The 14,775-nt window shown below is 65.5% G+C and carries 13 protein-coding genes; 8 read left to right on the top strand and 5 right to left on the bottom strand.

Annotated elements, in window-relative coordinates; translation table 11 throughout:
• Positions 1-56 precede the first annotated feature (56 nt).
• Positions 57-1,550: an aldehyde dehydrogenase gene (locus F753_RS38995; protein WP_023445756.1), complete on the bottom strand. Its 1,494-nt coding sequence runs from the start codon at positions 1,548-1,550 to the stop codon at positions 57-59.
• 191 nt (positions 1,551-1,741) lie between these two features.
• Between F753_RS38995 and aptA the strand changes: the two genes are divergently transcribed.
• Positions 1,742-3,067, top strand: coding sequence for an omega-aminotransferase AptA (gene aptA / locus F753_RS38990; protein ID WP_023445755.1), 1,326 nt, complete (start codon positions 1,742-1,744; stop codon positions 3,065-3,067).
• A 53-nt stretch (positions 3,068-3,120) separates the two neighbouring features.
• Here aptA and F753_RS38985 read toward each other — a convergent pair whose 3' ends face one another.
• Positions 3,121-4,128, bottom strand: a complete 1,008-nt coding sequence (locus F753_RS38985; RefSeq protein ID WP_031297873.1) for a zinc ABC transporter substrate-binding protein — start codon at positions 4,126-4,128, stop codon at positions 3,121-3,123.
• A 64-nt stretch (positions 4,129-4,192) separates the two neighbouring features.
• Between F753_RS38985 and zur the strand changes: the two genes are divergently transcribed.
• Genes zur through F753_RS38965 form a run of 4 tightly spaced genes read left to right on the top strand, consistent with a single transcriptional unit; the run spans position 4,193 to position 6,755 of the window.
• Positions 4,193-4,678 (top strand): zinc uptake transcriptional repressor Zur, encoded by a 486-nt coding sequence (gene zur, locus F753_RS38980; RefSeq protein ID WP_014822191.1) that lies wholly within the window; start codon positions 4,193-4,195, stop codon positions 4,676-4,678.
• Entirely contained in the window at positions 4,675-5,445 is a 771-nt protein-coding gene (gene znuC, locus F753_RS38975) for a zinc ABC transporter ATP-binding protein ZnuC (protein ID WP_023445753.1), read from the top strand. Before zur ends, znuC begins: the two co-directional genes overlap by 4 nt.
• Before the next feature lie 12 nt (positions 5,446-5,457).
• Positions 5,458-6,243 (top strand): zinc ABC transporter permease subunit ZnuB, encoded by a 786-nt coding sequence (gene znuB, locus F753_RS38970; RefSeq protein ID WP_023445752.1) that lies wholly within the window; start codon positions 5,458-5,460, stop codon positions 6,241-6,243.
• The gene (locus F753_RS38965; protein ID WP_023445751.1) at positions 6,243-6,755 is read left to right on the top strand and encodes a M48 family metallopeptidase; all 513 of its coding nucleotides are present in this window, start codon (positions 6,243-6,245) and stop codon (positions 6,753-6,755) included. Before znuB ends, F753_RS38965 begins: the two co-directional genes overlap by 1 nt.
• 42 nt (positions 6,756-6,797) lie before the next feature.
• Here the strand turns inward: F753_RS38965 and F753_RS38960 are convergent, their stop codons facing one another.
• Positions 6,798-8,285 carry a DASS family sodium-coupled anion symporter gene (locus F753_RS38960; protein ID WP_023445750.1) on the bottom strand — a complete coding sequence of 496 codons (1,488 nt, stop codon included), beginning with the start codon at positions 8,283-8,285 and terminating at the stop codon, positions 6,798-6,800.
• 199 nt (positions 8,286-8,484) lie between these two features.
• Positions 8,485-10,620: a catalase HPII gene (gene katE / locus F753_RS38955; protein WP_023445749.1), complete on the bottom strand. Its 2,136-nt coding sequence runs from the start codon at positions 10,618-10,620 to the stop codon at positions 8,485-8,487.
• Positions 10,621-10,884: 264 nt separating this feature from the next.
• On the opposite strand from katE, the gene F753_RS38950 reads away from it, so the two are divergent.
• The 3 genes from F753_RS38950 (at position 10,885) to F753_RS38940 (ending at position 13,548) form a co-directional block, all read left to right on the top strand.
• Positions 10,885-11,892: a methionine ABC transporter ATP-binding protein gene (locus F753_RS38950; RefSeq protein WP_003303629.1), complete on the top strand. Its 1,008-nt coding sequence runs from the start codon at positions 10,885-10,887 to the stop codon at positions 11,890-11,892.
• Positions 11,892-12,569 carry a methionine ABC transporter permease gene (locus tag F753_RS38945; RefSeq protein ID WP_014822197.1) on the top strand — a complete coding sequence of 226 codons (678 nt, stop codon included), beginning with the start codon at positions 11,892-11,894 and terminating at the stop codon, positions 12,567-12,569. Before F753_RS38950 ends, F753_RS38945 begins: the two co-directional genes overlap by 1 nt.
• A gap of 205 nt (positions 12,570-12,774) precedes the next feature.
• Positions 12,775-13,548 carry a MetQ/NlpA family ABC transporter substrate-binding protein gene (locus F753_RS38940; protein ID WP_023445748.1) on the top strand — a complete coding sequence of 258 codons (774 nt, stop codon included), beginning with the start codon at positions 12,775-12,777 and terminating at the stop codon, positions 13,546-13,548.
• 210 nt (positions 13,549-13,758) lie between these two features.
• On the opposite strand, the gene F753_RS38935 is transcribed toward F753_RS38940, so the two are convergent.
• Positions 13,759-14,742, bottom strand: a complete 984-nt coding sequence (locus F753_RS38935; RefSeq protein WP_023445747.1) for a zinc-dependent alcohol dehydrogenase family protein — start codon at positions 14,740-14,742, stop codon at positions 13,759-13,761.
• Positions 14,743-14,775 lie beyond the last annotated feature (33 nt).

The following is a 14,775-nucleotide window of genomic DNA, read 5'->3' as shown; positions in this document are numbered from 1 at the left end:
CCACTGGCTGTGCAACAAGGTGGATGTAAAAGGCGACATCCACCCTACGGATGCCGTCAGAGCTGAATCCAGGTCGCCTTCAGCTCGGTGTACTTGTCGAAGGCATGCAGTGACTTGTCGCGACCGTTGCCGGACTGCTTGAAGCCGCCGAACGGCGCGGTCATGTCGCCGCCGTCGTACTGATTGACCCACACGCTGCCGGCGCGCAGCGCCCGCGCGGTGCGGTGTGCCTTGGACAGGTCGGCGGTCCACACGGCGGCGGCGAGGCCGTAGGGCGTGTCGTTGGCGATCGCCACCGCTTCCTCGGCGTTGTCGAAGGTGATCACCGACAGCACCGGGCCGAAGATTTCCTCCTGAGCGATCTTCATCGCATTGTCGACGCCATCGAAGATGGTCGGCTCGACGTACAGCCCGCCGGTTTCCTCCAGCGTACGCTGGCCGCCGATCAGCACCTGCGCACCCGCTTCACGCCCGGCGTCGATATAGCCGAGCACGGTGTTGAGCTGCTGGGTGTCTACCAACGCGCCGACGTTGGTCGCCGGGTCCAGCGGGTTGCCCGGCTTCCAGCCCTTGAGCGCCTCCACCACCATGGGCAGGAAGCGCTCCTTGACCGACCGCTCTACCAGCAGCCGCGAGCCGGCGGTGCAGACCTCGCCCTGGTTGAAAGCAATGGCGCCGGCCGCGGCTTGCGCTGCCGCCTGCAGATCGGGCGCGTCGGCGAAGACGATGTTCGGGCTCTTGCCGCCCGCCTCCAGCCAGACGCGCTTCATGTTCGACTCGCCGGCATAGATCATCAGCTGCTTGGCTACGCGGGTGGAGCCGGTGAAGACCAGGGTATCGACGTCCATGTGCAGCGCCAGCGCCTTGCCGACGGTGTGGCCGTAGCCCGGCAGGACGTTGAGCACGCCGGCCGGAATGCCGGCGTCGATCGCCAGCTGGGCGATGCGGATGGCGGTCAGCGGTGACTTCTCGGACGGCTTGAGCACCACCGAATTGCCGGTGGCCAGCGCCGGGCCGAGCTTCCAGCAGGCCATCATCAGCGGGAAATTCCACGGCACGATGGCCGCCACCACACCGACCGGCTCGCGGGTGACCAGGCCCAGCTGGTCGTGGGGCGTGGCCGCCACCTCATCGTAGATCTTGTCGATCGCCTCGCCGCTCCAGCGCAGCGCCCGCGCCGCACCGGGAATGTCCACCGCCAGCGAGTCGCCGATCGGCTTGCCCATGTCGAGGGTCTCCAGCAGCGCCAGCTCCTCGCGGTGGTCTTCCAGCAGATCGGCAAAGCGGATCAGCACCGCCTTGCGCTTGGCCGGTGCCAGGCGCGACCAGCTGCCGGCATCGAATGCGGCACGGGCACTGGCCACCGCCCGCTCGGCGTCGGCTTGCTCGCAGCTGGCGACCTGCGCCAGCACCCGCCCGTCCACCGGACTGATGCAGTCGAACTGGCCGCCGTCCACCGCGGCGCAATACTCACCCTGGATAAAGGCGCGACCTTCGATGTGCAGGTCGCGGGCACGCTGTTGCCAGTCGGCGAGGGTCAGGGTGGGCATGGTGCATCCTCTCTAGTCAGGTCTTCGGGCTATGGAAAAGGCACCCTAAACCAGCGGTGCGGACCCTATCAATATTTTTTACGAACGGCCGGTCAATCGCCTTGTTTTGTTCGTTTTATTAAACATAGACTCGATGAAAACCCTGCGGCTCGCCGTCGCAGCATAGTCGCTCGCCACCCGGAGCCAGCCCCATGTCACAGGATTTCCATCCCAACGCCTCGCCTGATCACTTCTGGATGCCCTTCACCGCCAACCGCCAGTTCAAGGCCACACCGCGCCTGCTGGAGAGTGCCGAAGGCATGTACTACACGGCGAGCGACGGCCGCCAGGTACTCGACGGCACGGCCGGGCTCTGGTGCTGCAATGCCGGCCATGGCCGACGCGAGATCAGCGAAGCGGTGAGCAAGCAGATCGCCAAGATGGACTTCGCGCCGACCTTTCAGATGGGCCATCCGCTACCTTTCGAGCTGGCCGAGAAACTCGCCGCCATCAGCCCCGAAGGACTGAACCGGGTGTTCTTCACCAACTCCGGATCGGAGTCGGCGGATACCGCGCTGAAGATCGCCCTCGCCTATCAGCGCGCCATCGGTCAGGGCTCGCGTACGCGGCTGATCGGCCGCGAGCTGGCCTATCATGGCGTCGGTTTCGGCGGCATGTCGGTGGGCGGCATGGCCAACAACCGCCGCGCCTTCGGCCCGATGCTGCCGGGCGTCGATCACCTGCCGCACACCCTCGATCTGCAGCGCAACGCCTTCAGCAAGGGCCTGCCGCAGCATGGCGTGGAGCGCGCCGATGAACTGGAGCGGCTGGTGGTGCTGCATGGCGCGGAGAACATCGCCGCGGTGATCGTCGAGCCGATGTCCGGCTCGGCCGGGGTCATCCTGCCGCCGGTGGGCTATCTGCAGCGTCTGCGCGAGATCACCGCCAAGCACGGCATCCTGCTGATCTTCGATGAGGTCATCACCGGCTTCGGCCGTGTCGGCGAAGCCTTCGCCGCCCAGCGCTGGGGCGTGACGCCGGACATCCTCACCTGCGCCAAGGGCCTGACCAACGGCGCGATTCCCATGGGCGCGGTGCTGGTCGCCGACCACCTGTTCGATGCCTTCATGAAGGGACCGGAAAACGTCATCGAGTTCTTCCACGGCTACACCTACTCCGGGCATCCGGTGGCCTGCGCGGCGGCGTTGGCGACCCAGCAGATCTATCAGCAGGAAAACCTGTTCCAGAAGGCCATCGACCTGGAGCCCTACTGGCAGGAAGCACTGTTCAGCCTCAGGGACCTGCCCAACGTGATCGACATCCGCACGGTCGGGCTGGTCGCGGGTATCCAGTTCGCTGCCCATGTCGATGGCGTCGGCAAGCGCGGTTACGAGGTGTTCCGGGAGTGTTTCGAGAAGGGCCTGCTGGTACGCGCCAGCGGCGACACCATTGCGCTGTCGCCGGCGCTGATCGTCGAGAAGGCCGAGATCGACCAGATGATGGAGTTGCTCGCCGACGGTATTCGCAAGGCCGGCTGACGCAGCGCCCCGAGAGGCGTGGCCCGACCTGACGGATCAGGCCGGGCGCTGGATCAGAGCGATTCCAGGCAGCCGGCCAGGGTGTCGCCGAGGCCTTCCAGCAACTTTTCGTAGCCCTGCGCATCGGTCGCCAGGCCGACACCGAGCACATCCAGCTCCGCCATCTTCACCGGCAAGCCGGCGGTCAGCGTCTCGGCCAGGCGCGGACGCGCCGGTGGTTCGCTGAACACGCAGCTCGGCCCGGCCTGCTGCAACCGCTCGCGCATCGCCGCGACATGCCGGGCGCCGGGTTGCGACTCGCCACCGGCACTGAACACGCCGGCATGGCGCAGGCCGTAGGCCGCCTCGAAGTAGTCGTAGGCCTCGTGGAAAACGAAGAACGGCTTGTTCTGCACCTTGCTGAAGCGCTGCTTGAGGCGGGCGTCGAGCGCCTCGATGCGCTGGGAGAAGGCCGCCGAGTTGGCCTGGTAGCGCTGTGCGTTGGCCGGGTCGGCGGCGGCCAGGTCAGCGGCCATGCGTTCTGCGATGATCAGAGCGTTGGCTGGCAGCAGCCACAGGTGCGCATCGAGCGTGCCCGGCCGATGGTCATGGTCGTGCTCGTCGGCATGGGTGGTCTCGCCATGTGCGGCTTCGTCATGCTCGTGAGCATCATGGTCATGGCCGTCGTGATCGTCGTGATCGTCGTGATCGTGATGTTCAGCCTCGTCGTGCGCGTGCGCATCACCAAAACGACGCAGCGTCAGCTTCGGCAGGTCCTGCACCGCCACGGTCGCACCTTCGCGAGCGCTCAGTGCGCGCGGCAGGAAGCTCTCCAGATCCGGGCCGATCCAGTAGAACAGCTGCGCATCGCGGATACGCCGTACGTCGGACGGTCGCAGCGAGTAATGATGCGCCGAAGCGCTCGCCGGCAGCAGAACGTCAGGCTCACCGACGCCATCCTGAACCGCCGCGGCGATCAGCTGCAGCGGCTTGATGCTGGTCAGCACGCGGACTTCGGCGTGGGCGGACGCGGCGCCAGCAACCAGCGCCGCGAGCAAGGGAAGGGAAAAAAGACGATTCACGGGCGTCACTCGTACGGGGGGAATTGGTACATAATAACGTCTCTACCCCAACACGTCGCCGCTCATGTCCAAGACCCCGCTGGCCTGTACGCCCCACGACCATGACCATTGCGTCAGCCACGCGCTGGCCGAAGCCGACAGCCTTTGCGCGCGCCAGGGCGTACGCCTGACCGCCCTGCGCAAGCGTGTGCTGGAGCTGGTCTGGCAAAGCCACAGGCCGCTCGGCGCCTACGACATCCTCGCCGTACTGAGCGAGCAGGATGGCCGCCGCGCCGCGCCGCCCACCGTCTACCGCGCGCTGGATTTCCTGCTGGAGAACGGCCTGGTGCATCGCATCGCGTCGCTCAACGCCTTCATCGGCTGTAACCATCCGGAGCATCCGCACCAGGGCCAGTTCCTCATCTGCCGGCACTGCCACACCGCCATCGAACTCGAGCAACGCGCCATTGCCGAGGCCATCGACAGCGCCGCCGGCAGCGTCGGCTTCGCCGTCGAGGGGCAGACCGTGGAAGTGGTCGGCCTCTGCTCGAACTGCCGGGAAGCCGCATGAGCGAGGTGCTGCTGCGGCTGGATGACATCCACGTGCGCTTCGCCAACCAGAACGTGCTGGAAGGCGCGCAACTGCAGGTGCATCGCGGCGAGATCGTCACCCTGATCGGCCCCAACGGGGCCGGCAAGACCACCCTGGTCCGCGCCGTGCTGGGCTTGCTCAAGCCCGACCGCGGGCAGGTCTGGCGCAAGCCGAAGCTGCGCGTCGGCTACATGCCGCAGAAGCTCCACGTGGACCCCACCCTGCCCTTGTCGGTGCTGCGCTTTTTGCGCCTGGTGCCCGGCGTCGACCGTGCCCGTGCGTTGGCGGCGCTGGGCGAAGTCGGTGCCGAACACGTCATCGACAGCCCGCTGCAGAAGATTTCCGGCGGCGAGATGCAGCGTGTGCTGCTCGCCCGCGCCCTGCTGCGCGAACCGGAACTGCTAGTGCTGGATGAACCCGTACAGGGTGTGGACGTGGCTGGCCAGGCCGAGCTGTACCGGTTGATCGGCGTACTGCGCGACCGTTACGGCTGCGGCGTGCTGATGGTTTCCCACGACCTGCATCTGGTGATGAGCGCCACCGACCAGGTGGTCTGCCTCAATCGCCACGTCTGCTGCTCGGGGCATCCGGAGCAGGTCAGCAGCGACCCGGCCTTCGTCGAGCTGTTCGGCCAGGACGCACGCAGCCTGGCGATCTACCACCACCAGCACGATCACAGCCACGACCTGCACGGCAGCGTGGTGACCGGCAAACCCCACGTCCACGGCCCGAACTGCAAGCACTAGACAGAGCCTCCGATGCCCGATTTCCTTCTCAACGCCCTGCTCGCCGGCCTCGCCCTGGCGCTGGTCGCCGGCCCGCTCGGCTCTTTCGTCGTCTGGCGGCGCATGGCCTATTTCGGCGACACCCTGTCCCACGCCGCGCTGTTCGGCGTCGCCCTCGGGCTGATGCTCGACGTCAACCTGACCCTGGCGGTGACCGTCGGCTGCGTGCTGCTCGCGCTCTTGCTGGTCACCCTGCAGCAGCGCCAGCCGCTGGCCTCGGACACGCTGCTCGGCATCCTCGCCCACAGCACGCTGTCGCTGGGCCTGGTGTCGCTGAGCTTCATGGATGACGTGCGCATCGACCTGATGGGCTATCTGTTCGGCGATCTGCTCGCCGTGGGACCGAGCGACCTGGCCTGGATCATCGGCGGCAGCGCCCTGGTGCTGCTGATGCTGATTCCGCTGTGGCGGCCACTCTTGGCGATCACCGTGCACGAGGAGCTGGCCAAGGTCGAAGGGTTGCCGGTGGCCGGTATCCGCCTGGCGCTGATGCTGCTGATCGCCGTGGTGATCGCCGTGGCGATGAAGATCGTCGGCGTGCTGCTGATCACCTCGCTGCTGATCATTCCCGCGGCCGCAGCGCAACGCCATGCGCGCACGCCGGAGCAGATGGCCTTTGGCGCCAGCCTGCTGGGTATCGTCGCGGTGTGCCTGGGTCTGACGCTGTCCTGGTTCGAAGACACCCCCGCCGGGCCCTCCATCGTGGTCAGCGCCGCTGCGCTGTTCCTGCTCAGCTTCGCCTGGCCGAAACGCGCCTGATGACCGATCTCAAGTACCTGCGCGGTTACCCGGAGCCGCTGCTGGCGCAGGTGCGCCAGCTGATCGCCGAGCAGCGCCTGGGCGACTATCTTCGGCGCCGCTACCCCGGCCGCCATCAGGTGCAGAGCGACAAGGCACTGTACGGCTACGTACAGACGCTCAAGCAGGACTACCTGAAAAGCACGCCGCCGATCGACAAGGTGCTCTATGACAATCGCCTCGACCTGACCCATCGCGCGCTGGGTCTGCATACCGCGGTGTCACGGGTGCAGGGCGGCAAGCTCAAGGCGAAAAAGGAGATCCGCGTCGCCGCACTGTTTCGCGAGGCGGCACCGGAATTCCTGCAGATGATCGTGGTGCACGAACTGGCCCATCTGCGTGAGAGCGAGCACAACCGTGCCTTCTACAAGCTGTGCGAACACATGCTACCCGGCTACGGGCAGATCGAGTTCGATCTGCGCCTGTTCCTGCACTGGCGCGAGCTGGAGGCGCTACCGGGCAAGAACGCCTAGCGCATCAGTGCTGCCAGGCGTCGATCCGAAATGTAGGGCTGCTCAGATCCAACCCAGCCAGCGCCACCAGGTCATCGCGAACAGCAACATGCTCAGATAGCCGATCAGCGTTACCAGCACGCCGACCTTGGCGAATTGCTGCGCGCTGAAGGTCTCGGTGCCCAGGCAAACCATGTTCTGCGGCGCGTTGATCGGCAGGATGAAGCCATAGCTGACGACAAAGCCAAGCAGCATGGTCATCCCCAGCCGGCTGAAATCCCCTGGCAGGCTGAGCAACACCGAGATCAGGATCGGCAGCATCGCCGAGGTCAGCGCCGTGGCACTGGCAAAGCCCAGATGGATCACGATGAGAAAGGCGCCGAGAATGGCGAAGATCCCCAGCGGCCCCACCACGCCAAGCCCGGTGTGAGCGACCACCTGCGCGCCCAGCCACTGTCCGGCCTGAGTCGTGAGCAATACCGTGCCGAGGCTGATCCCGACGCCGAAGACGATCACCGTGCCCCAGGGCACCCGCGCCTGAACCTCCTTCCAGTTCATCACGCCGATGCGCGGCAGCATCAGGATCACCAGTCCCGCGTAGGTGGTGCTGGTGGTGTCGAAGCTGTGCAGCTTGCCCTCGGTGGCCCAGCACAGCAGTAGACCGATGGACACGGCGAGCAGGCGCTTCTGCGCCGACGTCATCGGTCCGAGTTCGGCGAGCGAGCGTGCCACGGCTTCCTTGCCACCGGCTATCCGCTCGGTTTCGGGCGGCAGTAGCTTGAGCACGATGAAAAGCAGGACGAAGGACATCAGCACGGCCCAGGGTGCGCCGGCGACGAGCCAGTCGATCCAGCTGACTCGCTCACCCAGCAGTTTGTCCATGAAGCCCACCAGCAGCAGGTTCTGCGCCGCTGCGGTCTGGATGCCGATGTTCCAGATGCTGGTGCCCTGGGCGACGATGATCATCATGCCCGCGGCAAAGTTGGAACGTTTGTCGATGCCGAACGCGGTGATGATGCCGAGCATGATCGGCACCACGCAGGCGGCGCGCGCCGTGGCGCTGGGTACCACCAGGCTGAGCAGGACGATGACCACCAGCGTGCCGCCGAGGATATGCCGCGAACTGGTGCCGACCCTGGATAGGGTCATCAGCGCAATGCGCCGGTCGAGCCCGGTCAGGGTCATCGCCGCAGCGATGAACAGGGCTCCGGCTACCAGCGCCAATGCCGGATTGGCGAAGCCGGAAAGCCCCATGCCGATCGCCTTTGAGGTGCCGTAGACGACCTCGGGGTTTTCCAGCGTAGGCGCCGTACCGATGAGGAACGCCAGCAGCGCGGTGATCATGATCGCGCTGACCTCATAGGACACCGCTTCGGTGATCCACACCACCACCGCGAACACCAGGATCGCCAGCACTCGCTGGCCGGCCACGGGCAGGTCGGCAGGCAGTGGCATCAGCAGCACGCCAATGAGCGCCAGTACGGCCACCAACAGACCGATCGGGATGCCAAGCAGACCTTGGCGAAGGGCTACGTTAGGGGTATCGCTCATGGTATGGCTCCATCCGCTGACAGACGCCTTCAGCATGGGCAAGCCAGATCAGCGAGACCATGACCTGTGTCTATTGCGGGCCTTTGCGGCGAGTTAACCAAGTAAAAAAAGCAGAACGCCGGTATGCGCCGGCGTTCTGTGTCGATGGCTCGCCGCCAGGTTCGAGCGGGCTGGTGCTCGCTCGAACCTCGCGCAAACCTCAGGCGGGGATGGCCTCCGCGGTGGCCTCGCGGGCCCAGACGCGATGCTGGCCAAGCGCCTGGGCGAAGTTGCCAAACACACCATCCACATCGTCACCTTCCAGCAGGCCGCTGTCGGGTTGCAGGCCCAGGGTCGCCAGCAGCGGACGCGCGGCGCCGAGCATGACGATAGGTTTCAGGTGCTTGTAGGCTTCCAGCACGTAATGCTTGGCCTCGCCGGACTTGGCCATTGCCGCAGCCGCATCGGCGCCGCCGGGGACGAACACGGCGTCGAACATCACCGAGGGCATGCCATCCATCGCGGCGTCGACCGGCAGCATCTTGCCGTCCGCCGTTTTTACCGGCGCCGGTGACGGACCGATGATCTTTGCCAGCGCGCCCTCCGCGGCCAGCTTGGCCTTGAACGCATCGATCGCCGCACCATCGACGCCGTTGGCTACCAGGATGGCGACCTTGCGCGACTTGATGTTGCCCGGTGCATGGTTCATCAGGCTCAGCGCCGGCGAATCCTGCGGGGTTGGCGTCTTCGGCGTCACCGTCGGTGCGCTCGGCGCCGGCAGACCCAGGTTCTCGGCGACACGGCGGGCCAGCTCCAGGTCGATATTGGCGAGGATCTCATTGACCTGGCGCTCGCGGATGAACACACGCTCGACTTTGCCCAGCTCGAACGTATAGGCGCCGACGATGTGTTCCTTCTCCGGCGCACTCATGCTGTTCCAGAACAGCGTGGCCTGGGAGAAGTGGTCGCCGAAGGATTCGCTGCGGTTGCGGATCTTGTGACCCTCGACCCGCTCCGGATAGCTCTCGAAGCCACCACCCTGAGCTGCTGGCGGGGTTTCCTTGGGCCAGCCACTGTCGATCGAGTTGGGCTCGTAGTTGGCGCGGCCCTTGTGGATCGTCTGGCGATGGAAGGCGTCGCGCTGATTGTTGTGGAACGGGCACAGCGGACGGTTGATCGGGATCTCGTGGAAGTTTGGCCCACCGAGACGCAGCAGCTGGGTGTCGGTGTAGGAGAACAGCCGGCCCTGCAGCAGCGGGTCATTGGTGAAGTCGATACCCGGAACGATGTGGCCGATGTGGAAGGCGGCCTGCTCGGTTTCGGCGAAGAAGTTGTCCGGGTTGCGGTTGAGGGTCATCTTGCCGAGCTTCTGCACCGGCACCAGCTCCTCGGGAATGATCTTGGTCGGGTCGAGCAGGTCGAAATCGAACTTGTGCTCGTCGGCCTCTTCCACCACCTGCACGCCCAGCTCCCACTCGAAGTAGTCGCCCATCTCGATGGACTCCCACATGTCGCGGCGGTTGAAGTCCGGGTCTTTGCCGGCGATCTTCAGCGTTTCGTCCCAGACCAGCGAGAAGGCGCCGGCCACCGGTTTCCAGTGGAACTTGACGAAGCGGCTGACGCCCTCGGCGTTGATCAGGCGGAAGGTGTGCACGCCGAAGCCTTCCATCGCCCGGTAGCTGCGCGGCAGGGCGCGGTCGGACATGGTCCAGAGCACCATGTGTGCCGACTCCGGCGTCAGCGAGACGAAATCCCAGAAGCTGTCGTGAGCCGACTGCGCCTGCGGGATCTCGTTGTGCGGCTCGGGTTTCACCGCATGCACGAAGTCCGGAAACTTGATCGCGTCCTGAATGAAGAACACCGGCATGTTGTTGCCGACCAGGTCGAAGTTGCCCTCGTCGGTGTAGAACTTGGTGGCGAAGCCGCGCACGTCGCGCACGGTGTCCGCCGAGCCGCGCGAACCCTGCACGGTGGAGAAGCGCGTGAAGACCGGGGTTTCCTTGCCTTCGGCGGAAAGGAACGAGGCCTTGGTCAGCCAGCTGTGATCGGCGTAGCTCTGGAACACGCCGTGCGCCGCGGCACCGCGGGCATGCACGATGCGCTCGGGGATGCGCTCATGGTCGAAGTGGGTGATCTTCTCGCGCATGATGAAATCTTCGAGCAGCGAGGGCCCACGGTCGCCGGCCTTGAGGGTGTTCTGGTTGTCGGCGATCTTCACGCCCTGATTGGTGCGCAGCGCCTCGCCGGTGGCGTCGCTGCGAAACTCTTCCAGCTGATCGAGCTTGGCGTTGTGATTGGCGCGGTCGACGGTATCGGTGCCGGCGAGCTCGCTCTGTTTGGGGGTCTTGTGCGTCATGATGGGCCTCGGTTAGCCGGTTAGCTGAACCGCGAACGATCGGGCCGGGGGCTGGCCAGATGCGTGATCAATTCACGGCGTACCGGTTAGTGACCCCGGCAACGGCTGCAAGGTTGCCGGCTGCGACGATTTGCATTGCCTATGGCAGCGATATATTCAGTCAATCGAATGGGCACATTCGAGCGACCCGACCGGCAAACGGGTAGAATGCCCGGCTTTCGCCGAATATCCCGGCAACGAACGCCGCACCCACAAGGTTCGCCCGTGATCGAATTCCATCAAGTCCACAAAACCTATCGGACCGGCGGCAGAGACGTCCCTGCCCTGCAGCCGACGCAGCTGGAGATCGCCTCCGGTGAAGTCTTCGGTCTGATCGGCCACTCCGGCGCCGGCAAGAGCACGCTGCTGCGTCTGATCAACCGCCTCGAGGAGCCCTCCGGCGGACGCATCCTGGTCAACGGCGAAGACGTCACCGCGCTGGATGCCGACGGCCTGCGGCGCTTCCGCCAGCGCGTCGGCATGATCTTCCAGCACTTCAACCTGCTGATGTCCAAGACCGTGGCCGACAACGTCGCCATGCCGTTGCGCCTGGCCGGCATTCGCTCGCGCAGCGAGATCGACGCCCGCGTCGCCGCCCTGCTCGACCGCGTCGGCCTCAAGGAGCACGCGCGCAAGTACCCGGCGCAGCTCTCCGGTGGCCAGAAGCAGCGCGTCGGTATAGCCCGCGCGCTGGCCACCGAGCCGAGCATCCTGCTCTGCGACGAGGCGACCAGCGCCCTCGATCCGCAGACCACCGCCTCGGTGCTGCAGCTGCTGGCCGAGATCAATCGCGAACTGAAGCTGACGATCGTGCTGATCACCCACGAGATGGACGTCATCCGCCGCGTCTGCGACCGCGTCGCGGTGATGGATGCCGGTGCCATCGTCGAACAGGGGCCGGTCACCGAAGTGTTCCTGCATCCCAAGCACCCGACTACCCAGCGCTTCGTGCTGGAAGACGAGGCGATGGATGAAAGCGAGCTGCACGACGATTTCGCTCATGTGCCGGGCCGCATCCTGCGCCTGACCTTCCAGGGCGACGCCACCTACAAGCCGCTGCTGGGCACGGTCGCCCGTGAAACCGGGGTCGACTACAGCATCCTGTCCGGGCGCATCGATCGCATCAAGGACACCCCCTACGGCCAGCTCACGCTGGCGCTGATCGGCGGTGACATGGCAGCGGCAATGGCACAACTGCAGGCCGCTGACGTGCACGTGGAGGTATTGCGCTGATGGAAGCCCTTTTCAGCTCCTTGTTAGGGAATGTCGACTGGTACGAGATCTGGCTGGCGACGCTGGACACCCTGCTAATGCTCGGCGGCTCGCTGCTGTTCACCATCCTGCTTGGCCTGCCGCTGGGCGTGCTGCTGTTTCTCTGCGGTCCGCGCCAGCTGTTCGAAAACGCGCCGCTGTATGCCGCGCTGTCATTCGTGGTCAACGTATTGCGCTCGCTGCCGTTCATCATCCTGCTGATCGTGATGATCCCCTTCACCGTGCTGATCACCGGCACCTCGCTGGGCGTGGCTGGCGCCATCCCGCCGCTGGTGGTGGGCGCTGCGCCGTTCTTCGCGCGCCTGGTAGAAACCGCGCTGCGCGAGGTGGACCGCGGCATCATCGAGGCGACCCAGGCGATGGGCGCAACGACGCGGCAGATCATCTTCAGCGCATTGCTGCCGGAAGCGCGTCCGGGCATCATCGCCGCCATTACCGTCACCGCCATCACCCTGGTGTCCTACACCGCAATGGCCGGTGTGGTGGGGGCCGGCGGCCTCGGTGACCTGGCCATCCGCTTCGGCTACCAGCGCTTCCAGACCGACGTGATGGTCGTCACCGTGGTCCTGCTGCTGGTGCTGGTGCAAGTGCTGCAAAGCGTCGGCGACAGGCTGGTCACCCATTTTTCGCGCAAATGAACCATCAGCAGGCCGTTGAAAAAACGTAGGCGAGGCAGGCAAGACAAGGCGCAACGACCAGCGGGAGTAACAGCCGAAGGCTGGCCCGAAGGGTGAGTGTAACGAGCCTGTTTTTAACGCAGTATTGCCAACGCAGCTAGTTTTTCGACGGCTTGCTAGGGCGAGCGAACTTCGCACCCTGATCTACCTACGAAGGAACCGAACGATGAAAAAACTGATTGCCGCCCTGGCCACCGTCGCGGCATTTTCCGCACAGGCCGCCGAAACCCTGACCGTGGCCGCCACCGCCGTGCCGCACGCCGAGCTGCTGGAGTTCGTCAAGCCGCAGCTGGCCGAGCAAGGCGTGGAGCTGAACGTCAAGGTGTTCACCGACTACGTGCAGCCGAACATCCAGGTCGCCGAGAAGCGTCTGGACGCCAACTTCTTCCAGCACCAGCCGTACCTGGATGAATTCAACAAGGGTAAGGGCACCGATCTGGTCAGCGTCGCCGGCGTGCACATCGAGCCCTTCGGTGCCTACTCGAGCAAGGTCAAGTCGCTGGACGAGCTGCCCAGCGGCGCCACCGTGGTCATCCCCAACGACGCCACCAACGGCGGTCGCGCCCTGCTGCTGCTGGCCAAGGCCGGCGTGATCACGCTGAAGGACGGCGCCGGCATCACCGCCACTCCGAAGGACATCGCCGAGAACCCGAAGAACATCAAGGTGCGTGAACTGGAAGCCGCGACCCTGCCGCGCGTGCTGACCCAGGTCGACCTGGCGCTGATCAACACCAACTATGCGCTGGAAGCCAAGCTGAACCCGACCCAGGACGCCCTGGTCATCGAAGGCAGCGACTCGCCCTACGTGAACATCCTGGTTGCCCGTCCAGACAACAAGGACAGCGACGCCATGCAGAAACTGGCCGCCGCGCTGCACAGCGAGGAAGTGCGCAAGTTCATCGAGGAAAAGTACAAGGGTGCCGTCGTTCCAGCCTTCTGACCGTGACCGCGCTGTCCTGAGCGAACCCCGCCTCGGCGGGGTTTTTCGTTTTTGGCCGTAGGGTGGATGTCGCCTTTTACATCCACCGCGGCGCCGCTCAGCGATGGCCACTCGGTGGAGGCCACCCCGTGGATCGATAAAGCGCGATCCACCCTACGACCAAGCCATATCAGGACGGGGGCCCACGAAATGGTTCGCGCAGCATGCTCTTCACGGCACCAGCACTGCCGCGCCCTGGAACCGCCCATGGCGCAGATCGTCCAGCGCCTGGTTGGCCTGTTCCAAAGGGTAGGCATGGGTTTCGGTATGGATGCCGACCTGCGCGGCGACCGGGAAGAAGTCCAGGCCGTCCTGACGGGTCAGGTTGGCCACCGAAACCAGCTCGCGCTCCTGCCAGAGGATGTCGTAGGGAAAGCTCGGGATGTCGCTCATGTGGATGCCAGCGCAGACCACCCGGCCGCCCTTGCGCACGGCGCGCAATGCGGCCGGCACCAGCTCGCCGGCCGGTGCGTAGATGATCGCGGCATCCAGCGGTACAGGCGGCGCCTGGCTGGAATCACCGGCCCAGAGCGCACCCAGTGAACGGGCGAAGTCCTGCGCGGCCACATCGCCCGGGCGGCTGAAGGCATACACGTCCCGCCCCTGCCAGCGCGCCACCTGCATGACGATATGCGCCGCGGCGCCGAAGCCGTACAGCCCGAGGCGCTTGCCATCACCAGCCTTGACCAGCGAACGCCAGCCGATCAGCCCGGCACAGAGCAGTGGCGCCAGCGCCACGGCGTCGCCCTCTTCGCCGAGGTCGAAGGCGAAGCGCGCGTCGGCCACCACGTATTCGGCATAGCCGCCGGGCCGGGTGTAACCAGTGAACTGCGGCGCGTCGCAGAGGTTTTCCTCGGCGTGCTGGCAATAGCCGCAGGTGCCGCAGGTATGCCCGAGCCAGGGAATGCCGACCCGCTGGCCCAGTTCGAAGCCGCTGACGCCTTCGCCCAGCGCATCGACGCGGCCGACAATCTCGTGACCCGGGATGATCGGCAGCGGCACCTCCGGCAATTCGCCATCCACCACGTGCAGGTCGGTGCGGCACACGCCGCAGGCCAGCACTTTTACCCGCAGCTCACCGGGCCCCGGTTGCGGCTCCGGCAGCTCGCGCAGCTGCAACGGCTGGCCAATCTGTTCCAGCAACATGGCTCGCATCGACGTCCCTCCTTTCGTCTCCGTTCTGCTGAG

It is taken from the genome of Stutzerimonas chloritidismutans AW-1, assembly GCF_000495915.1.
GTDB lineage: Bacteria > Pseudomonadota > Gammaproteobacteria > Pseudomonadales > Pseudomonadaceae > Stutzerimonas > Stutzerimonas chloritidismutans.
The sequence above is the reverse complement of the archived record's forward strand: the minus strand, read 5'-3'. Positions and strand labels throughout refer to the sequence as shown.

Bases quoted from the DNA above. Each gene is read 5' to 3' on its own strand.
- F753_RS38995 (WP_023445756.1), bottom strand. From the start codon at position 1,550: ATGCCCACCCTGACCCTCGCCGACTGGCAACAGCGTGCCCGCGACCTG.
- aptA (WP_023445755.1), top strand. From the start codon at position 1,742: ATGTCACAGGATTTCCATCCCAACGCCTCGCCTGATCACTTCTGGATG.
- zur (WP_014822191.1), top strand. From the start codon at position 4,193: ATGTCCAAGACCCCGCTGGCCTGTACGCCCCACGACCATGACCATTGC.
- znuC (WP_023445753.1), top strand. From the start codon at position 4,675: ATGAGCGAGGTGCTGCTGCGGCTGGATGACATCCACGTGCGCTTCGCC.
- znuB (WP_023445752.1), top strand. From the start codon at position 5,458: ATGCCCGATTTCCTTCTCAACGCCCTGCTCGCCGGCCTCGCCCTGGCG.
- F753_RS38965 (WP_023445751.1), top strand. From the start codon at position 6,243: ATGACCGATCTCAAGTACCTGCGCGGTTACCCGGAGCCGCTGCTGGCG.
- F753_RS38960 (WP_023445750.1), bottom strand. From the start codon at position 8,285: ATGAGCGATACCCCTAACGTAGCCCTTCGCCAAGGTCTGCTTGGCATC.
- katE (WP_023445749.1), bottom strand. From the start codon at position 10,620: ATGACGCACAAGACCCCCAAACAGAGCGAGCTCGCCGGCACCGATACC.
- F753_RS38945 (WP_014822197.1), top strand. From the start codon at position 11,892: ATGGAAGCCCTTTTCAGCTCCTTGTTAGGGAATGTCGACTGGTACGAG.
- F753_RS38940 (WP_023445748.1), top strand. From the start codon at position 12,775: ATGAAAAAACTGATTGCCGCCCTGGCCACCGTCGCGGCATTTTCCGCA.
- F753_RS38935 (WP_023445747.1), bottom strand. From the start codon at position 14,742: ATGCGAGCCATGTTGCTGGAACAGATTGGCCAGCCGTTGCAGCTGCGC.